This window comes from Pseudomonas sp. Pseu.R1 (genome assembly GCF_045764065.1).
Classification (GTDB): Bacteria; Pseudomonadota; Gammaproteobacteria; order Pseudomonadales; family Pseudomonadaceae; genus Aquipseudomonas.
This window is the reverse complement of sequence record NZ_JBJGEE020000001.1, coordinates 2,102,716-2,122,385: the sequence shown is the minus strand read 5'-3', so window position 1 is coordinate 2,122,385 and position 19,670 is coordinate 2,102,716. Positions and strand designations below refer to the sequence as shown.

Sequence of the window (19,670 nt, the reverse complement as noted above, 5' to 3'; positions counted from 1 at the left end):
ATAATTACCGTCTGCAGTTCTGGCCATAACTTCTTCAGAGGTCTGCGGTGAAAGTGTGCAGTGTTTTAAATTTCGCTCAATAAAATCCCGTCGATGCCGATGGGTCGTTAATACCATGGAAGGTCATCAGAAAGGGTGGAGGCTCATCAATGCAAGAACGAGCGCCTAAGCGCAAACGTGCCAGACGCACGACGCCGCGAGAGTCCGAAGTGCTGGCATTGGTGCTGCTGGGCTGTACCAACAAAGACATCGCACAGCAGTTGGGCATCAGTGATTACACGGCCCGCGACCATGTATCGGCGTTGCTGAAAAAGAATCAGGTGAAGAACCGGGCACAGTTGTTGGCCCTGCATGTTGCTCCACCGCGCAAGAAAAAACAGGAACACCCCCTACATTTGACGGATTGTATCGCGGAGCGGTTTGCGCATAATGGGGATGGTCAATAGTTACAGGTGCAGCGAGTGAAGTGTCTCTTTATGCCGGTGTGACAGTCCTTCCGGTATTTGTTAAAACAACCCCATGGATAATAAACAAGCTTGTACAGGTATCGTCAGGATACTGCCGCAGACGAATTCTCTGATGAACAGCTGTCGGTGTTTTTCACATTTAAGAATGTTAGTCAGAGCAAAAAAAGTGGCACGTAGAGGATATGAGTCTTCAGGATCTCCAACTTTTCGATACAGGGCAGTGAAACCTACGTCATTGTCGGAGCCTCCGGATCTGGCAAACGTACGCTGCCGACCTGGAAATAATCCAACAACAAGAAGGAGCGACACGATGACAACCGAAAAACCGCCGTACGACGAAAACCTGCCCGCTGATCCTCAACTCGATTTTGAGGACGATGAAGACCCGGTCATCGTGATATTTCACGACCTGGTGCATGAGCAGGCGTCCTACGGCAGCGCCAATCTAATCGAGCTGCACCGAAGGTGGATGGGGCCACGAGGACTGTTCGCCACGCTGTGCACCGAGATCGAACAGTTGGGGCGGCAGGCGCCGGGGCTTCAGGACGTTCAGTCGCTCGCATGTCCTGAGCGCATGGAGGCCGCCGAGAAGGCCGTTGCCTTCGCCCTCGCCAAAAGCAACCGCCGGGTGATCACCCCCAACCCGATGAAGGAGTTGTCGAGGGAGGCCTTGTGTTGCATCGCCTTCGGTGAGCGTTCGGATTACACGCTGGTCGAGCGATACACCGCATACGAGGCCATCCGCGATTTCGATTCGGCATTTTTCATCAAGCTGATCGCGACCACACGCGGTGTGTCAGAGCGACGCATCGTCTTTCGCGGCTTGCTGGAACATTACGACCGCCTGATGCCGCTGGAGAAATGCATTTTCCCGGTAGGCTATCGCGCGGTTCAGGCGGCTCATCTGGAACGTGAAGAGGCGTTGAACGGTGAGTGGATGTTCGAGGACGATGTGGTGACGTTGCTTGAGAAGCTCACACCGTTGGAGCTGTTGAGGCAGGTCATGGCGTCTGCGGATCCTTTGCAGTGAGGTGTAGCAGTACGCCAATACCTACACAAAACCGGGCTGCCCACGCTCTTCGAAACCCTGATGCGCCTGGGCCGTTGATCCTTCAAAACTCCGTACTCAATGAATGACATGCCCTTACTCCGGGTGACGCCGAGTTGACTCGGTTTCGCCCGGTGCTTTTGGCGTCGTACAGTGCCATGTCCGCTTCGTGCAGCCACATCCCGGCGTCGGTGAGATGAGGGCCGTAGGCAGCGATGCCGATGCTGAGGCTGAGCCTTAATTCGGGAATTTTACTGTGGTTGTGTTCGTGGACTGTGCGGCGCAGGCGTTCGAGGATCTCGGTGGCCTGGGTCAGTGTCGTGTCCGGCAGGATCACGCAGAACTCGTCGCCGCCGTAGCGTCCGGCCAGATCGGTGGCGCGCAGGCTGGTCGACAGCGCGCCACTCAATTGCTTGAGCACATTATCGCCAATGATATGGCCGTAGGTGTCGTTGATGTGTTTGAAGTGGTCGACGTCGATCAACGCCACGCTGTTCTGTCGCTTCATCGTCTGGCAATGATTGAACTCGACCCTGAGCCGGTCCTTCCAGGCGCCATGGTTCATCAGGCCTGTGAGGCTGTCGGTCGTGCTGAGTTTTCCAGCGATTTCTTGCTTTCCGACAACTGCACGGCCACGCGATAAGACACCAGGCCGATTGCCAGGGGATAGATCACCAGCATCGGCAAGCAGGCGTACACCTGCATGGGGGTAATGGTCGGGAACAGCGCGGGCAGAAAAATTCCGTATCCCACCAGCGCGCCGACGATTTGCGCCAACGAACCGCTCAGGAACAATCGCGGGCCGCCTGCGGCAATGTTGTTCATTGCCATCATCGACAAGGCAGTGACCGTCGGGAGCGGGTTAAGGCCCATCGCTCCAGCCCAAAAACCGCCCGCCAGCGAATCGTAGATCAGGTTTCGGCGCTCGGCTTTGTAAGGCTGTTTCGACACCCTCGCCAGAAGAAACGCTACATGGGGCCAGACGTAGCCATGCAGGACCATCGCTGTCCAGACCCACGCGGGTGGGTGTGAAGGGTAGAGCGCGGCGGCGACGGCGAAAAAGCCGATACCCAGCCCTACACTGCGCGGCACATGCATGCGCCGGGCATACGACAGACCTCTGCGGATGGAAGTGTTCATAGCTCTTCACCGGGTGATGACGCAGCATCCCGACTGAAACATCGGCCACGCTTCGAGTGTCGCTCGGCATTTGGTTTCTGTGAAGAGCAATTTGCCACTATTGGACGGTTGAACAGCACCGGCTGTCGTTCAGCAAACCCGGACCCCGTGAGAGTGACGCATCTGTCCCGGTCGTTTTATCGTCCATCTGTCTATGGACGGCGTCCTGTGGTTTGGCTGAAATGCATCCGCCCCCACCCGAATACTCGGGCGGGTGATTTCAGCGACGTCTGAGCAGGACTTTTCCCATGCCCGAATTCTCGAATCTGATCGCCTTTTCCCTCATATCGCTGGGTATGGTCCTGACACCTGGCCCGAACATGATCTACGTGATTTCCCGGTCCATCTCACAAGGCCGCAAGGCGGGTTTGATCTCCCTGGGGGGCGTCGGGATCGGTTTCATTTTCTACATGTTGTGCGCGGCGTTCGGCATTACCGGATTGGTCATGGCCGTGCCCTATGCTTACGACACCCTGCGTGCGGCGGGTGCTTTGTACCTGCTGTACCTGGCATGGCAAGCCGTCAAGCCGGGCGGGCGGTCTCCATTTCAAGTCAAGGATCTGCCTCAGGACAGCAACCGGCAATTGTTCCTGATGGGCCTGCTGACCAACCTGTTCAATCCCAAGGTCGCCGTGCTTTACCTCTCGCTGCTGCCGCAATTCATCACGGTCGGTAACGGCACCAGTGTGCTCAGCCAATCGTTGGTGTTGGGCAGCGTGCAGATTGGCGTCAGTCTGACGGTCAACGCGATGGTCGCCATGGCGGCGGGCTCTATCGCGACTTTTCTGACGACCAAGCCGACCTGGGCCAATGTCCAGCGTTGGCTGATGGGAACGGTGCTGTTCGGGTTCGCCATGCGGATGGCGGTGGAGGGACGAAAGTAGGAGGCTGACAAAGTCGTCAGCCGATCCCTCATCATTTACTGCCTGTCACGCCTTTCACCACCGCCCCATGGGCCTTGGCGTCTTTTGCCAGTGAGATGACGTTGACCATCGCTGTTCGCGTGCCTGACGCAGCCGCGACGGTGGTGCTCAGGACTTTGCCGCCGTCGACGCTGCCGGAGATATCGAGCTGACGCAGGCCAAGGCCTTTTCTGACGAGTTTCTTCTCGCCCAGTTTGGTGAAGTCCTTGTAACTGGACTGCTGCTGAACAAGGGTTTCGGCAATGATGTTGTCCAGGGTTTCCGTGTCGTTGGACGACGCCGTGTTGCCCTCGGGCAAGGGCGTTTCGGTGATGATCACCACGCGCTTGGCGGGTTTGTTCATGTACAGCGAGCCGGTGACGCCCGCCGCCTTGGCCTTGTCGTCGATCTCCTCCATAGGCCCTTTGACATAGTCTTTGGGCAGGAAGAACACGAACTTGCCGCCCAGCATCGAGACTTTCTGGCCGGTGGGTTTGGCGGGGGTGGTCTTTTTGGCGGTGTGGGCGCTTTTGGTCGATTTGGCAGGGTGCTTGGCGTCAGTGGCCGCCTGCGCACCTGTGATGCCCAGCGCAATGGTCAATGCAGTACACATCAGGGCTGATTTCAGGGTGAACAAGCGCATTCCTACCTCTTCAAATGCTGATTCCTACAGAGGGTAGGCATTTTGCCTGAGTGATTTGGATAAATGTTGGTGGGGTGACTGGGCGCATGCTGACTGCTGTAAGCGATCTCGGTGGTGATCATCTTTTTATGGCCCGCCACACGTCACTGTGGGCCGGCTTGCTGGCGAAAGCAGTTCGTCAGTGATGGATCTGTCACCTGACACTCCGCCTTCGCCAGCAAATCGCCCCTCACAAAAGGTGAATTCGGCCTCAGCGAACGCGATCAGAACACATTAATCGGATAATCCACGATCACCCGGTATTCATCCGCATTGTGATCCACCGTCTTATACCCATCGCCCCCCCGGTTGGTCGCCCAGCGCAAACGCACGCCGAGGTTCTTGGCCGGGCCGCCTTGCACCACGTATTTGATGTCGGCATCCCGTTCCCAGTGCTTGGCGTTGTCGCCATCAGCGTTGTAATAGCTGTAGCCCGAGTCAGCGGCGGTCGTCGCTTTGGTCAGATCCATCGTGCCTCGGGTGTAGGACAGCGACGAGGTCAGCCCCGGCATGCCCCAGCCCGCGAAGTCATACGCATATTGCAGCTTCCAGGATTTTTCCCCCGGCGCGTTGAAGTCCGAGTACTGCTGGGAGTTGTCCAGATAGACGCTGTCGCCGTCGCGGATGTAGTCGAAAGGTGTGTTGCCGTTGACCTTCTGCAACGAGGTGGTCAACGTCTGATGACCGACCGTGACGCCCAGATGCACGCTAAACGTGTTGTTGTCGATGCTGCCCAGCAGCGCATGCCCGCTGTCCTGCGTATGGTAGTAATGGAAACCGGGATTGAGGCTGACCAGATCGTTCAATGCCCAGTTGTAGTCCAGATCATAGTAATACTGGTTCCAGATGTCCTTGAGCTGCGAGGCGTACAGGCTCGACGTCATGCCCGGCACGCCGGTGTACGTCGCCCCGGCCCAGCTCATGTGCTTGCTCTTATCGCCATCGGGCAGGGTGCCGTAATAAGTGCCGATACGCCCGTTGCCACTCTGGTTGAACAGCTTGTCGAAACTCACTTGCCCGGCGTCCAGCGTCAGGTGATCGACGCTGGTGTTGGTCAGGCTGAAGCCGCGAAACGTCATCGGCAACATCCGCGTCGCACCGCCCGCGATCACCGGATTATTGAGGAACATGTCGCCCGCTTTCAGCACGGTATTGAAGGCACGCATTTTCACCGCGCCGCCCGCTGACGAGAATGAATCCGGGGCATCGCCGTACAAATTGTCCTTGTTCGGATTGGGGGCGGTAGTCGGCAAAATGCTCGACCCGCCACTGCCACCGCCGCCGTCCAGCTTCATGCCCAGCATCGCATTGGCATCGAGCCCGAAGCCCACCGGGCCTTGGGTAAACCCGGACTCAAAGACCCCGACGAAGCCTTGGCCCCACTCTTTGCTGTCCTGCTTGCCATCGTGCCGGTCGTGGTTGAAGTAATAGTTTTTCAGGTCGAGATTGAAGCTTGACCCCTCGATAAAACCATCCTTACTGCCAGTAGCATCATCGGCATAAACAGACGTAGCGGTAATGGCTGTCATCGCCACGACCAGCGCACTCAGTTTGAAAGAGACGTTCACAGATCAGTATCCCCGTAGACTTTATTGGCGTTCGGCAGTGAGAACAGACGTCGAACTGTATTGTTATAAATACCGCTTATTATTTTTCGCGCTCAAAAAAAAGCCGCTAGGGAAAGCGGCTGAAGTTTGGAGCTTAAGCGCTTGCGTCAGGAGCAGTGACGCAAACAACACAATGAAAAAACGACAGAAACAGAAGCTACGTACAGGTCAGGTGTGTTTGGCATTCTCCGCTTGAGGGTTGAAGGTAGACGCTTGTTGGGTCTTGCTCTGTTCCTTGGCCTGGGCAGCCAGGGCTTCCTCGTGCTGCTCGAAGTTCGTATGAATCGCTTCATTGCGCGCCACGAACGCAGGAGACTCTTCTGCCAAAACAAGAGGAGAGGCCATTAAAGAAGAAACCGCCAGAGCGCTGATAATACCGATGGATTTAAACATTTGATTCAACCTTCTTGCGTGAGCAAGTTCGATTAGGTGAGGCCACTGTAAGAATTCAATGACCCTGGATCAAATGAAACCCCTTTAAAAATTGTTTAGCGAAAATGTTATGTGGATGAGAGGGAATTAAATCGTCTTCATGGGAGCGAAGATCGGGCGGATGCCTCGACACTTCGGAAAATCGGTGCAACCCCAGAAGTTGCCGCCTGCATTGGCGCCCGTACGTTCGACCTTGATCACCATCTTTTTACGGCAAAACGGGCAGGCGGGTGCTTTCGGTCAACGCCGCCGTCCGGGCCTTGTCCGCCAATCTCCAATCTGTGTAAGACAAAAAGCGAAGCGTCTGTAAGACCCTTGCTCACTCGGTTTGAGAAAGGCGCCACAGTGTACGCTGAAAAGATACTGTGGTGGCTTAATGATGTCATGGTAAAAAGCGCGTCGGAATATTCATCGACACGCTAAGGAATAGCCATGCTCAAGGTAGGAACCAGCTTCATCGCCGCACTCGTGCTGCTCAGCGCCTTCATCGTTTCCGCGAAGGAAACCCGCCTCACTGACGCCGCCATCGCGCAAATCCTCATCGAAGACTCCATCGCCGCCTACCCCGGCAATTGCCCATGCCCCTACAACGCGGCCCGCAATGGCAGTCGCTGTGGCAAACGTAGCGCCTATAATCGCGCAGGCGGCTACTCGCCATTGTGCTTTAAGGAAGACGTCACCAAGGAAATGGTTCAGGAGTATCGGCAGCGTACCAAGGGCTGATCACTGCCTCATCCGGCAAGTGCACAAGTGGCCGGGCACCGATGTGCCCGGCGCTCTGGATGTCACTGACTCATTTCGCCCTTCTTCATCGCATCCTTCTTCATGCCGTCCTTGGACATGGCATCGTGCTTCATTGAACCGTTCGACATCGCGTCATGCTTGGCCTCGGGTTTGGCCATTTTGTCCTTGCTCATGGCGTCGCGCGACATCGTGCTCTGATTGCTCATGCTGCCGTTGCTCATCGCATCCTTGGACATCGTGTCAGCCGCATAAGCACCGGAAACGGCTAACAGCAAAGCGCCGGAAAAGACAGTTGCGATCATCTTGTTCATTTTTGGATTTCCTTCAGAGAGTGGCCCAAAAGCGGGCGTGCCATGGCGATCAACGTCTACCGCACTGACGGATTCGCCTTGATTGCCGCGTTTGAACTCAAGCGGCCCAGTTACTCTGAAGGCAATCAGATCGCCAAATCCTCTCGAAAGGTTAAACAAATCGTGAAGTGTGCCTGGTTTGCCAGACCGAACTTTGACACGTTTTCCGAGTGGAAAAGGCAGAGCCAGTCAATCGCCAACTGATACCGTTTTTTGGGTGGCTTCTGAGTCTTTTCTCGCCAGTCATTGCTTCATACAGTGTGCGGTCGTACCACTCATTGAAAGCGGTCGGCCGCCACCCGCGTGAGGCCGACTGGCAAACCGGCCCATCCAGCTTCTTTTCAAGACTTCCCGAACATTGCGCACCGCCCCGATATCGCTCCGCGTCTCCGGACAGCCGATAGGGCCGCGGGCGGCCGGGTCTTTGGGGCGCTTGCAGTGGGCAACGGTCCGTTTTGGATCGCGAGCGGCGACGCAGGCCACGGCTATCAGACGAACAGGTTTAACGTCGAGCGCATCGTGCCGATACAGCTCGTAAGCATGGCTCGAAAAAAAGCGCTACGGAAACTATGGAAAATCTGCCCAAATCCTTTAAGTCGGAAAACCGCCGCTCCAGCGTTGCGCTGACACGCAGCTCCCTTTTTTATTTCGTCGCCTTACTGACAGGGGTTTTCTTGCTGGCGAGCTTTATGTTGCTTTTCCTGGCAAGGGATCTGGACAGAACCGAGGAAGAAGAAAGCGCTTTTTATACTGCCAAAGCCGTGCATGCCTCAGAAAGGAGTGTGGGTTCGACGCTCAAGGATTACGCATTTTGGGGCGACGCATACAAACACCTCCATCTACAGGTTGATCCTGAATGGGCATTTGTCCGCCAGAATATCGGTTCGACGCTCTATGCTGACTTCGGCTTCCAAGGGCTGTTCGTCGTCGATGAGAGGGGGAGCACCGTTTATGCAGTGGTCAACGGTGAGCTAAAAAATATCTCGATTGAAGACTGGCTAGGGCAGCCATTAGCGCCTCTGGTAGCCCAAGCGCGGAAGGTGGCATCGGAAGAGAGACCTGTAACCTCTTTCATGAACGTAAAGGGTGTTCCCGCCATCGTCGCCGCTGCCGCGATCACCCCTGGCACCGATCCGACGATCGAACCCGATGATCGTGCGGCGTCTGTGCTGATTTTTGTCGACTTACTGACCGACGACAAGCTGGCGACGCTGGGCCGGGATTACGGGGTGAAAGATCTTCGTGTCGCCACACCGTCTGAGCCGCATCAGGCATCAGATTTTGTGCTCGGCGCTAACGGCGAGGGTGGTGCGTTACGCTGGACGCCGCCCAAGCCGGGTAATCGGCTCCTCGCCCTTGGATTACCTCTTACGGGCGTCGCTGCCCTGCTGGTCTGCTTGATGGCGTGGGTGATTTTGCGCCGTACGACCGCTGCCGCCAGTGCGCTGGACGAAAGCTACCTTTCGCTCCAGAAAAGCCAAGCGGCGTTGGCGACCAGCGAGGCCCGGTTTCGCGATGTCGTCGAGGCCAGTTCAGACTGGGTCTGGGAGATCGACCAGGAATGCTGCTTCACTTATCTCTCCGAGCGATTTGAAACTGTTACCGCGTTCTGTCGGCAAGACTGGATCGGCGTGTCCATAGACGCGTTGCTCACCAGTCAAATGGGGACTCTTTCGCAATGGTTGTCGATTCCAAATCGCAAACCGGACATCACAGTGTCCTGCCGATACATCAATACCCAAGGCGAAGAGCGCGTCACTCGCCTCTCTGCGCGTCAACTGCCCGACGGTGGTTTCCGCGGAACCGCCACCGACATTTCAGAGGAGGTCCAAGCGCGTCGGCGCATTGAGTTTTTATCTCAGCACGATGCCCTTACAGGTCTTCCAAACCGCGTCAGGCTACAAGAGTTTCTCGATGGTAAGTTCAAGGCGTTGCCGACCAAAGAGCAGCCGTTGGTCATGCTCAGTCTGGACCTGGATAGATTCAAACCTGTGAATGATTTGCTGGGGCACGCTGCTGGGGACAGAGTACTCAACGACATTTCAGCTCGGCTGTCTGAGTGTATTCGCCATGGAGATCTCGTCGCGCGGGTAGGTGGCGATGAATTCGTGCTGATTCTCACTGATGCCAAGGACCCGGAGGAAGTTGAGTCGCTATGCCGACGTCTCATTGAGTCGATCGAACTTCCTTTGGTGATCGATGAACAGGAAGTTTTTGTCAGCGCCAGTATCGGTATTGCGATGGCACCGACCGACGCACGAGAGGCTGCCGAATTGCTACGTTATGCAGACATCGCCTTATACGAGGCAAAAGCCGGCGGCCGCAGTACCTGGCGGTTTTATGCCGGTGACATGAACGCCCGCATCATCGAGCGGCGACGTCTGGAGAGTGACCTGCGCTTTGCAATAAAGCATGGTGAGCTGAGGTTGCACTTCCAGCCTCGGTTCAGGATTGCTGACGGCAGGATGGTGGGCGCTGAAGCATTGGTGCGTTGGCAGCATCCCCAACGAGGCTTGGTGTCGCCTGAGAAATTCATACCGATTGCAGAGGAGACCGGCCTGATTCTGCCGCTAGGCGATTGGGTGATGAAGACGGCTTGCAGCTATGCAGCACAATGGCCGTCCCACCTTTTCGTTTCTGTGAATCTCTCTCCAGCTGAATTCAAGCGCGGCAATCTGATTGCCCGCGTTCAACAGGCACTCACCAATAGTGGCATTGAACCGTCCCGCGTTGAGTTCGAGATTACAGAGGGGGTGATGCTCGAAGACGCCGTAGGTGGTTTGGAGTTGATGCACCAACTCAAGCGCTTGGGGGTACGTATCGCGATGGATGATTTTGGTACCGGATACTCATCTCTCAGTTATTTACGAACGTTTCCCTTTGACGGCCTGAAGATAGACCGCTCCTTTCTCTCCCGGCTGGGTGAGAGCGAAGATGATCAGGCCATCGTTCAGGCGATCGTCGGTCTGGGGCAGGCGCTTTCTTTAACAGTGACGGCAGAAGGCATTGAGACCGCCGAGCATCTCGCGCTGTTGAAAGCCGTGGATTGCGCAGAGGGTCAAGGCTACTTTCTTAGTCGTCCAATGGAAGCGGACGCCTTTGATGCATTGCTGGGCGAAACGCATAGGTCGGCATTTACCATAAAGAGTTAAGTCCCGTATTGCCGCCCTGACTGAATGGCCGAAGGTGCTTGGCGAGTCGGGCGCAGCAACCTGAGCGAAAGACTGCCTCGGACTGTGGGTTCAACCGTATCCCTCCCGATTGCTGATCTGAATCATAAACCTCTACCATTGATGCTTATGTCCGATCACCGGTACGGAGCCGCAGGTGAGCATCCAATTTGACTTAAACGACCTACTGGCCTTTCGAGGGGTGGTGGAGCAGGGCAGTTTTCGGCGTGCTGCGGACTCGATACGTATCACGCAGTCGGCCTTGAGTCGGCGCATCGAGAAGCTGGAAACCGCTTTGGGCGTTAAGCTGTTTGAGAGGACCACGAGAAAGGTATCGTTGACCAATGTGGGACGGGCCTTCCTTCCACAAGTGGAGCGTTTGCTGGACGATCTGGATCTTGCTTTGTTGAGCGTGGGGGAAGGTGGCGCGTTGCGGACAGGCACGTTGACCGTCGCCTGTGTGCCCTCAGCCGCTTACTATTTCATGCCCCATGCGATCCGAAGCTTTCACGCACAGTACCCAAAAATCAAAATCAAACTGATCGATGCCTCGGCTAACGAGGTCAGCGCAGCGGTGACCTCGGGAGAGGCCGATTTTGGGGTGGGTTTTACCGGCAATCTCGCGCCTGAGGTCGAATTCAGCCTGTTGATGGAGGAGCGATACGTCATTGCTTGTCGTAACGACCATCCGCTCGCTTCACGAAACGCGGTGACCTGGGCGCAGGCTTATGAGTACGACTACATCACTCTCGACAGGTCATCGGGCAATCGTCTTGTCATAGACCGTGCACTGCCGGGCCTTCGGGTCGAGAAAGCAAGCATTTGCGAAGCGCGCCACGTCACCACCGTACTGGGCTTGGTCGAGGCAGGATTGGGTGTGGCGGCGGTGCCATCCATCGCCATGCCTGTCGCGCCGCATCCTATTCTCACCAGCGTGGCGCTCAACGAACCTGAAGTCGTCAGGCAGATGGGGTTGCTCAAGCGCCGCGGGCGCACGTTAACGCCCGCGGCACTGGAGCTGGAACGGTTAATTCGCGAGTTGCCAGACCGATTAGCGCGGCACTGAATCCAGACCCGTGGAGCGAACAATCGGCTGCGCGTCCGGGGACGCCAGGTAGGTCAGAAGTTTCTTCGCCTCGGCGGGATGATCGGCGTTTTTCGGGATTCCCGCGGCGTAACGCGTCACCGATTGGACGTCTTCAGGTATCTTGCCGACGAAGGTGATCCCCGGAATGGGCAGCAGCTCAGCCACCTGCTGGAAGCCGATTTCATAGTCTCCTTTGGCAACCACGGATGCGACAGGGATGCGCTCGATCATCTTGCTCTTGGGCGCCAATTGAGCCTGCACACCCAGCTTTTTGAACAGTTCGTTCTGAATGTACACACCGCTCGCGCTATCGGAATAGGCGACTGATTTTGCCGATAGCAACACTTGCTTCAGCTCGGCATCAGTGTTGATCGCAGGTTTCTTTTCTCCTGCCTTGACGACCATGCCAATGCGCGAATCGGCGAGTTCCACGCGGGAGCTGGCGTCCACCTTCCCCTGCTTGATCAGTTCATCCAGCGCGTAGCCGACCATGATCACCACGTCGGCATGTTCGCCCCGTTCGAGTCGATTGGGGATCGCTTCCTGCGCTTTGCCCATGGAGGGTCCCAGCACGGTGTTCAGCGTGTTGCCGCTGCTCTTTGCGTAAAGCGGAGCCAAGCCTTTATAGGCCGCGGTGAAGCCGCCCGAGGTCATGACGGTCAGTTCTTCTGCCTGAGCAGTCGCGCCGTATAAGCTTCCGGCAATCAGCAGTGCCGTTAGAGAGTGGGTAAACGGTTTCATAGACATTCCTTTATGTCAGGCAGTGGCAGGTGACTGAGTTGCCAAGCGGCGGTAAAGCACCAGAGTGGCGGCGAACGCGCAGCCAGCGGCGAAGATCATCCAGTACGCGGGTGCGGCTTTGTCGCCGGTCATGTGGATAAGCCAGGTAGAAACGGCAGGGGTGAAGCCACCGAATACGGCGGTTGCCAAGCTGTACGCCAGCGAGAAGCCCGCGACGCGTACCTCCACTGGCATGATTTCAGTGAGGGCCGGAATCATTGCACCGTTGTAGAGACCGTACAGGCAAGAGAACCAGAGCAGTACTTCCAACATGTGCGAAAAGCTTGGCGATTGCGCCAGAAAAGACAGTGCTGGATACGCCGTGATCAGGGTAAGCACGGACATTGCCATGAGCAACGGCTTGCGCCCAAATCGGTCGCTCAAGGCGCCGCCAATGGGAAGCCAGGCGAAGTTGGAGACGCCCACTAGCAATGTGACCATGAGTGCGTCACGGGTACTGAGTTGCAGCACGGACTTGCCAAATGTCGGGGCGTACACGGTAATCATGTAGAACGCGGTCGTGGTCATGGCGACCATCAACATCCCCAGTATCACGATGGCGGCATTGCTGTAGAGGGTGGCCATGACCTCTTTCATGGTCGGACGATGCTTACACGTCGAAAACGCTTCGGTCTCCTCAAGGCTACGACGCAACAGGAATATGAAGGGGATGATCAGGCATCCGATGGCGAATGGAATTCTCCAGCCCCACTCCGACAAAGCGGCCGGTGCCAGCCAGAGATTCAACGCGTAGCCCAGCCCTGCCGCCACCACGATAGCGACTTGTTGGCTCGCGGATTGCCAACTGGCGAAGAAGCCTTTGCGACCTGGCGTTGCCATTTCTGCTAGGTAAACGGACACACCGCCCATCTCTGCCCCGGCCGAAAATCCTTGAAGCAACCGCCCCAACAACACGAGCGCAGGCGCCCACAGGCCGATGCTGGCGTAGCCAGGGACAAGCACGATGAGCAACGTGCCGCTGGCCATGATCGCCAAGGTGACAATGAGCCCTTTGCGGCGCCCTACATCATCGATGTAGGCGCCCAGCAGGACGGCACCTAGCGGGCGCATTAAAAAGCCTGCGCCAAACACCGCAAACGTCATCATCAGTGACGCGAATTCGTTGGCAGCGGGGAAAAATGCAGCGGCGATCTGGGTGGCGTAGAAGCCGAAGAGGAAAAAATCGAACTGTTCGAGGAAGTTTCCGGACGTCACCCGGAAGACCATGGCGGCCTTGGATGACCCATTAGCCGCGTGGCTTGGATTGGGCATTGTGATCTCCAGCGTTTTTTTGAGTGTTTTGTAAGCGCTTGTAACTGGAGATTCTCGGGGAAAAAACGCGGGGTGATAAACGTTGATTTCTCATCGATTGATGCATGAATACGATCAATTGAGAACGACAACGGACCCGTTCCAATCGACAGTCGCTGTCGGACGCCCAAATTGTCGGCGACGGCGGCAGATTTGAAATGCCCACGACGAGCCCCGTCCACCGAGGGGCTCGCTAAAGGCACGTGGGCGGCAAATTGTGGTGCTTTATTGGTTAGTCGAACGTTGGGCCTGTACGGCGGCAGCGGTAACCGGTTTGCCCGTGTTTCCCCACCCTGTGCGGATGAAGGTGACCACGTCTGCCACTTCCTGGTCGGATAGACGCCATGCAAAACCCGGCATGGCGAACGCCGTCGGCGCATGCTGGTTGCCTGGGAGGTAGCCGCCGTCAAGCACGATGTGAACCAGCGAGGTTGCGTCCTTGCCGTTGACCACCGAATTGCCGGCCAGCGCCGGGAACACTTGCGCGTACCCTTTACCGTCACTGCGATGGCACGCCATGCAGTTGTCCGCATAGGTTCGTGCACCAACCGCTTGCACGTTCAGGCTGGCCATCTGCTTGGCGGTGTCGGAGCTGCCTGATGCAGCAGGTGCAGCGCCAGAAGCAGGCAGACTCTTGAGGTAGCGAGCAATGGCCAGGCGATCGTCGTCGGTCAGGTACTGCATGCTGTGCTGTACCACATCGGTCATGCTGCCAAACACCGCTGTCCGGTCGGTACGGCCTGTCTTGAGGAATTCGGCGATTTCTGCCTCGCTCCATGCGCCCAGACCATCCTGGGCGTCGCCTCGCAGGTTCTTGGCGACCCAGCCTTCCAGCGGCGCGCCCCCCGAGAGGAAATGCCCTTGCGCATCGGCTGACAGCGCCTTTTCCTGCATGCCGATACCACGCGGTGTATGGCAACTGCCGCAATGGCCCAGGCCTTCGACCAGGTACTGCCCGCGCGCCAGTTGCGGGTCCGACGAGGCGGGCAATGTGCTCGCCACCGCCGGTGCGAATGTCCAGCGCCAGATCGTTAACGGCCAGCGCATGCTCAGTGGCCAAGGGATATCCGCGTCCCGGTTAGGCGTTGCGGCAGGCTTCACCCCGTTCATGAAATAGGCGTAGAGGTCGGCGATGTCCTGATCGGAGACTTTCGCGTATGACGGAAACGGCATCGCCGGATACAGGCTCGAGCCATCGCGTCGGATGCCGTGACGCACGGCCTTGTCGAAGTCCTCCAGCGTGTATGCCCCGATACCGTGTACCGGATCGGGAGTGATGTTGGTGGCGTAGACCGCCCCGATCGGGGTTTCCAGACCCAGGCCGCCGGCGTAGGGCTCGCCGCCTTTGACCGTATGGCAGGCCATGCAGTCACCGGCGCGGGCCAGGTACTCGCCTCGCTGGATCGCCTGGGGATCTGCCGACGCGGCCATGGCCTGCAAACTGATCGTGCCCAGGCACACTGCGCTCCACTTCAGGAGTGTGTTCAACGTCGTCATCTCAGGCCTCCACCAACGGCTTGCCGGGGTTCTTCAGGTAGTGCTGCCGGATGGCGTTGGCCGACCAATAGGCGAGGGCACCGACGAGTCCTGTCGGGTTGTAGCCGATGTTCTGCGGAAACGCAGACGCGCCGATCACGAACAGGTTGGGCACATCCCAGGATTGCAAGTAGCGATTGACCACGCTGTTGGACGGGCTGGTGCCCATGATGGCGCCGCCGGTGGTGTGCGTGCTCTGGTAGAAGCGGGTGTCGTACAGCGTGCCGATTTTCTTGGCATTGACCTGATAGGACTCAGGGTTCATGGCCTTGGCGATTTCTGCCGCCTTGCCTGTCACGTACTGCGACATCTTGATGTCGTTGTCATGCCAGTTGAAGGTGACGCGCAACAGCGGCTGGCCAAACGAGTCGCGGTAGGTCGGGTCCAGGTCCAGGTAGGTGTCTCGGTAGGCCATCACCGAGCCCTGGGTGTAGATGTTCAGGCTGCGCTGATAGTTGTCGGCGACGGCGGCTTTCCAGCCTTTGCCCCAGTTCGGCGCGCCCTTGGCGACACTGGTCTGCCCGATAGGGCGCCCGCCGGTGCGATGGTGACCAATGTTGGCACCGCCGATGAAACCGAGGCCAGTGTGATCGAAATTGTCGCCGTTGTAGTTGTCGATGGCCGATCCGCCCGCCCCCGTGCCGATGAAGGGGTTCAGGTAGGCGCCCTTGGGCATGACCACGTTGACCGAGCCGAGCATCTGATAGGCGTAGTTCTTGCCCACCACACCTTCGCCGGTCTGCGGGTTGTAGGGTTTGCCAATGCCGGAAAGCAGCAGCAGGCGCACGTTGTGCAACTGAAACGCGCTGAGTATGACCAGCCGTGCGGGCTGCTCGGTCTCTTGACCTTGCGCGTCGATGTAGGTCACGCCGGTCGCCTGTTTTCCAGTGGAATCCAGATTGACCTTCGTGACGTGGCAGAGCGCGCGCAATTCGAAATTCTTCCGGCGACGAAGTGCCGGGAGGATCGTGGTCTGCGGCGAGGCTTTCGAATACATGTAGCAGCCATAGTTTTCGCAGAAGCCACAGAAGTTGCACGGCCCCAGACGAACCCCATAGGGGTTGGTATAGGGCGCCGACGCATTGCCTGCCGGGATTTTGAAAGGCGAGTAGCCGAGGCCCTTCGCGGCTGTTTCGAACAGCGTGTCGCCGTAGACCGGTTTGAGCGGTGGCAGCGGGAACTCCTTGCTGCGCGGGCCTTCGAACTGGTTGCCGCCTTCAATGAGCTGGCCCTTGATGTTGCCTGCTTTGCCAGAGACGCCGGCGACGTCTTCGAAACGGGTGAAGAACGGTTCGAGTTCTTCGTAGCTGACCCCATGATCCTGAATGGTCATGTTGTCAGGAATCATGTTCTTGCCGTAGCGCTCCGTGTAATGGCTGCGCAGTTTCAGGTCACTGGGCAGTGGGCGCCAGGTCAGACCGTTCCAGTGAAAGCCCGCGCCGCCCACGCCATTGCCCAGCAGGAAGGTGCCTTGCTGGCGATAAGGAACCGCGATGTCGGCGGGGGTGTGCCGAATGGTGACGGTTTCCTTGGATAAGTCCTGGTACAGCTTGCCGCGCACCGTGTAGGCGAGCTCGTCGATGACTTTCGGGTAGCTCGCGTCGTCAGGGGTGTCCTGGTCTGGCCCGCGTTCGAGGGCGACCACATTCAGGCCGGCTTCGGTCAGTTCGGCGGCGAGTATCGATCCCACCCAACCCAGACCGACGATGACGGCATCGATTTCCGGTTTCTTGATTGCCATCTGCTCTTACCCCTTGAGTCCGTTGATGGACACAGGGCCGAGCGGATACCGCTCGTTGGGACGATCTACCCAGTCCATGAAATCTGCGCGCGCACCGGGGAAGCCGATCATTTTCCACCCAGCCATGTCTTGGTTGCCGCCGTACTTGGGATCGGCGAAATAACCTTCCTTGACGTTTTTCAGCAGCAGCGCGAAGAACATCTCGCCCGGCACGTTATTCAGTGTGAGCTGGCCTTTTTCCAGCGCCGTCAGCGTCGCAACCCGGCCCTGTTCAGGCAGCTCGGCGAAACGCTTGCCATGTCTGGTCTGACAGGCAGTGTCGACCTCGGCGATGCTCAGGCGATAGATCTCGCGCGGCACCAGCTTGAACTGGAAGCCCATTTCCACGGGTTGATCGGTGATGAAAGGGCCCTGCATGTACCACAGGCGACCATAGGCGTAAGGGGTTTCCATCTGACGGTCAAGAAACTCCGGGACCCCCGCCGACAGCGCACCAGGGCCTTCCTCGTCTTCGGGAATGAGGACGGCGCAGGCGGCATTGACGAATCGCCACTCGGCGTCCGTGAAAAAGCTCGGCTCGTAGGCACGCGGCGCAGGGGCAGGTTCGTCCTGCGCGGCAGCGGCCTGTACCGGGGCCGGAGTCACTAACTGCGTTGTCGAATAGCCGCCCAGGCTTACGGCGGGGATCAGAATGGCGCTGCGACGCAGGAATTCGCGTCGTGAATTGGGTGTGTCGGTCATCGTTGCTCCGTCAGGCGTGCGGCAGAGGGTGCTTGTGAAGTGGCCTGCTGACCATCTTGGAAGTGGGTGTTTCGGGGAGGATGCGGGCGCTGTGGAGGCGTGCGTCAAACCACCACAGCGGCATCTGGGCGAAGAATGGTATCTCAGTGAAATGGCAAATAATAGAATGACATTTCATTAATACGATTTTTTAGCGCCGCGCTACATTTTGAAGCTGGCAACCAGGCGCGTCAGGGAGTGCCCCAACTGCTCCAGATCCTCGCTGGCCGAAGCGGTCTGGCGGGCCTGCTCGGTGGAAACGATCGACAAATTACGAATGTTGATCAGGTTGCGATCCACTTCCCGAGCGACCTGGGCTTGCTCTTCCGAGGCGCTGGCGATCACCATGTTTTGCTCGTTGATCTGCAGCACACTGGCCATGATTTCCTGCAAGGCGTCCCCGGACTGGCGTGCCAGAGCTCGCGTCTGGGTCGCTTGCTCGGTGCTTTCCTTCATGGCAGAGACTGCGTGATCGGAGCCCTCCCGGATGGTGGTGACCATCGATTCGATTTCGAAGGTGGACTGTTGCGTCCGGGCCGCGAGGGCGCGCACTTCATCGGCCACCACCGCAAACCCGCGACCCGCTTCGCCCGCACGCGCTGCTTCGATCGCAGCGTTCAGCGCCAACAGGTTGGTCTGTTCGGCGATACCGCGGATGACATCCAGTACCTTGGCGATTTCCCGCACGCGATCGGCCAGGCCCTCGACTCGCTCGGCGCTTCGCGCGGCGTTGCGTTCCAGTGACTCGATCGCTTCGATGGTTTCGCCGACGCGAGCATTGCCTTGCTCGCTGGCCGAACGGGATTCTTGCGACGCCTGGGAGGTGGCCACCGCGTTGCGTGCGACTTCCTCCACGGCGGCTGTCATTTCCGTAACGGCGGTCGCCGCCTGCTCGATTTCATTGTTCTGTTGAGCCAGGTTCTGATTGGACTCCGAGGTCACCGCCCGCAGTTGGCTGGACGAGGAGGCGATGACTTCGGCCGATCGAGCGATTTCCTGCAAGGTGTTCTTGAGGTTGGCCTGCATGGTCAGGAGCGTGCCATTGAGCTGGCTCACTTCATCCCGGCCGTCTGTGGCGATCGGTTGGGTCAGATCCCCGGCAGCCACCTTCTCAGCGGCAGACAGGGCGCTGCCGATCGGACGCACAATGCTGCGGCTGACCAGAAGGGCGACGGCAATCGTAATCAGTACCGCGAGCACAATGATCATCACGACGTTATTACGGGAGCTGCTGTAGGTCTGGGTCGACTCCTCGAACAGCCCTTTCATGTTTTGGTCGTTCAGGGCTGTCAGCTCGTACAGCTTGGGAAACGCCTGCTCGGAGTTCTGTCGCAGAGTGCCGTTGAGCAGTTCGATCATCTCCTTCTCGCGGCCCTGCTTGCCCAGGTCGATCAATTGCCGGATGCCGGGCTCGGTGGCCTGCAGAATGGGCCTGATGTTTTCGAACAGGGCACGCTCGTCCGGTTTTTCGAGGCTGGCGGCATACGCGGTCTGCGCTTCACTGAGTTTCTTGAGCTGGACTTCCAGACGGCGGTTGCTGTCCTCGCGCATGTCGGCAGAGGCGTATAGCGCCAGCTTGAGTGAATTGATCCGCAGGCCAAGGACGGCTTCCCTCATGGCACCCAGTGCGGCGGACGATGGAATGCCCGTCTGCTGGATCGTGCGATTGGTGTTGTCGATCAGAGACATCTTGAACAGGGCGTAGATGCCGACGATGACCACGATCGAAGCGATCAGGGTGAAGCTGATCGCGGATCGTGCAGCGATGGAGATGTTGCGGATCATGGGACTAACCTCTGCGCGGGATAAGGACTGCCACGGGGTGTGGAAAATCCTTATGTCGGCGCCAGAGGG

At 57.9% G+C, this 19,670-nt stretch carries 17 protein-coding genes and 2 pseudogenes; 7 read left to right on the top strand and 12 right to left on the bottom strand.

Features of this window, described 5'->3' with window-relative positions:
• Nucleotides 1-209: 209 nt before the first annotated feature.
• Nucleotides 210-446 carry a LuxR C-terminal-related transcriptional regulator gene (locus ACI5GA_RS09805; protein WP_404636226.1) on the top strand — a complete coding sequence of 79 codons (237 nt, stop codon included), beginning with the start codon at nt 210-212 and terminating at the stop codon, nt 444-446.
• Between the two features lie 331 nt (nt 447-777).
• The gene (locus ACI5GA_RS09800) at nt 778-1,497 is read left to right on the top strand and encodes a hypothetical protein (RefSeq protein WP_404636227.1); all 720 of its coding nucleotides are present in this window, start codon (nt 778-780) and stop codon (nt 1,495-1,497) included.
• A gap of 82 nt (nt 1,498-1,579) precedes the next feature.
• On the opposite strand, the pseudogene ACI5GA_RS09795 reads toward ACI5GA_RS09800, so the two are convergent.
• Nucleotides 1,580-2,655, bottom strand: a pseudogene (locus tag ACI5GA_RS09795) (diguanylate cyclase).
• Between the two features lie 287 nt (nt 2,656-2,942).
• Between ACI5GA_RS09795 and ACI5GA_RS09790 the strand changes: the two are divergent.
• Entirely contained in the window at nt 2,943-3,578 is a 636-nt protein-coding gene (locus ACI5GA_RS09790) for a LysE family translocator (RefSeq protein WP_421422674.1), read from the top strand.
• Between the two features lie 31 nt (nt 3,579-3,609).
• Here the strand turns inward: ACI5GA_RS09790 and ACI5GA_RS09785 are convergent, their stop codons facing one another.
• The 4 genes and pseudogenes from ACI5GA_RS09785 to ACI5GA_RS09770 form a co-directional block, all read right to left on the bottom strand.
• The gene (locus ACI5GA_RS09785; RefSeq protein WP_404636230.1) at nt 3,610-4,239 is read right to left on the bottom strand and encodes a polyribonucleotide nucleotidyltransferase; all 630 of its coding nucleotides are present in this window, start codon (nt 4,237-4,239) and stop codon (nt 3,610-3,612) included.
• 263 nt (nt 4,240-4,502) lie between these two features.
• Nucleotides 4,503-5,846, bottom strand: coding sequence for an OprD family porin (locus ACI5GA_RS09780; RefSeq protein WP_421422673.1), 1,344 nt, complete (start codon nt 5,844-5,846; stop codon nt 4,503-4,505).
• A 207-nt stretch (nt 5,847-6,053) separates the two neighbouring features.
• Nucleotides 6,054-6,278, bottom strand: a complete 225-nt coding sequence (locus ACI5GA_RS09775) for a hypothetical protein (protein ID WP_421422672.1) — start codon at nt 6,276-6,278, stop codon at nt 6,054-6,056.
• Between the two features lie 126 nt (nt 6,279-6,404).
• Nucleotides 6,405-6,557, bottom strand: a pseudogene (locus ACI5GA_RS09770) (topoisomerase DNA-binding C4 zinc finger domain-containing protein); the annotation flags it as partial.
• 192 nt (nt 6,558-6,749) lie between these two features.
• On the opposite strand from ACI5GA_RS09770, the gene ACI5GA_RS09765 reads away from it, so the two are divergent.
• Nucleotides 6,750-7,040 (top strand): hypothetical protein, encoded by a 291-nt coding sequence (locus ACI5GA_RS09765; RefSeq protein WP_404636233.1) that lies wholly within the window; start codon nt 6,750-6,752, stop codon nt 7,038-7,040.
• Between the two features lie 62 nt (nt 7,041-7,102).
• On the opposite strand, the gene ACI5GA_RS09760 is transcribed toward ACI5GA_RS09765, so the two are convergent.
• The gene (locus ACI5GA_RS09760) at nt 7,103-7,372 is read right to left on the bottom strand and encodes a pentapeptide MXKDX repeat protein (protein WP_421422671.1); all 270 of its coding nucleotides are present in this window, start codon (nt 7,370-7,372) and stop codon (nt 7,103-7,105) included.
• A gap of 42 nt (nt 7,373-7,414) precedes the next feature.
• On the opposite strand from ACI5GA_RS09760, the gene ACI5GA_RS09755 reads away from it, so the two are divergent.
• The 3 genes from ACI5GA_RS09755 to ACI5GA_RS09745 all read left to right on the top strand — a co-directional run bounded on the left by ACI5GA_RS09755 (nt 7,415) and on the right by ACI5GA_RS09745 (nt 11,647).
• Nucleotides 7,415-7,615, top strand: a complete 201-nt coding sequence (locus ACI5GA_RS09755) for a hypothetical protein (RefSeq protein ID WP_421422669.1) — start codon at nt 7,415-7,417, stop codon at nt 7,613-7,615.
• 365 nt (nt 7,616-7,980) lie between these two features.
• Nucleotides 7,981-10,563 (top strand): bifunctional diguanylate cyclase/phosphodiesterase, encoded by a 2,583-nt coding sequence (locus ACI5GA_RS09750; RefSeq protein WP_421422668.1) that lies wholly within the window; start codon nt 7,981-7,983, stop codon nt 10,561-10,563.
• 175 nt (nt 10,564-10,738) lie between these two features.
• Complete coding sequence (locus tag ACI5GA_RS09745; protein WP_404636236.1) at nt 10,739-11,647, top strand: LysR family transcriptional regulator; 909 nt, start codon at nt 10,739-10,741, stop codon at nt 11,645-11,647.
• On the opposite strand, the gene ACI5GA_RS09740 is transcribed toward ACI5GA_RS09745, so the two are convergent.
• From ACI5GA_RS09740 to ACI5GA_RS09715, 6 genes are all read right to left on the bottom strand, one after another.
• Nucleotides 11,633-12,409 carry a substrate-binding domain-containing protein gene (locus ACI5GA_RS09740; RefSeq protein WP_421422667.1) on the bottom strand — a complete coding sequence of 259 codons (777 nt, stop codon included), beginning with the start codon at nt 12,407-12,409 and terminating at the stop codon, nt 11,633-11,635. The genes ACI5GA_RS09745 and ACI5GA_RS09740 overlap by 15 nt on opposite strands.
• A gap of 15 nt (nt 12,410-12,424) precedes the next feature.
• Nucleotides 12,425-13,720 (bottom strand): MFS transporter, encoded by a 1,296-nt coding sequence (locus ACI5GA_RS09735; protein ID WP_421422666.1) that lies wholly within the window; start codon nt 13,718-13,720, stop codon nt 12,425-12,427.
• A 264-nt stretch (nt 13,721-13,984) separates the two neighbouring features.
• Nucleotides 13,985-15,256 (bottom strand): c-type cytochrome, encoded by a 1,272-nt coding sequence (locus tag ACI5GA_RS09730; RefSeq protein WP_421422665.1) that lies wholly within the window; start codon nt 15,254-15,256, stop codon nt 13,985-13,987.
• A 1-nt stretch (nt 15,257) separates the two neighbouring features.
• A complete protein-coding gene (locus ACI5GA_RS09725; protein WP_421422664.1) occupies nt 15,258-17,036 on the bottom strand; it encodes a GMC family oxidoreductase in 1,779 nt (592 codons plus the stop codon).
• Nucleotides 17,037-17,042: 6 nt separating this feature from the next.
• Entirely contained in the window at nt 17,043-17,777 is a 735-nt protein-coding gene (locus tag ACI5GA_RS09720; RefSeq protein ID WP_421422663.1) for a gluconate 2-dehydrogenase subunit 3 family protein, read from the bottom strand.
• A 201-nt stretch (nt 17,778-17,978) separates the two neighbouring features.
• Nucleotides 17,979-19,601, bottom strand: coding sequence for a methyl-accepting chemotaxis protein (locus ACI5GA_RS09715; RefSeq protein WP_421422662.1), 1,623 nt, complete (start codon nt 19,599-19,601; stop codon nt 17,979-17,981).
• Nucleotides 19,602-19,670 lie beyond the last annotated feature (69 nt).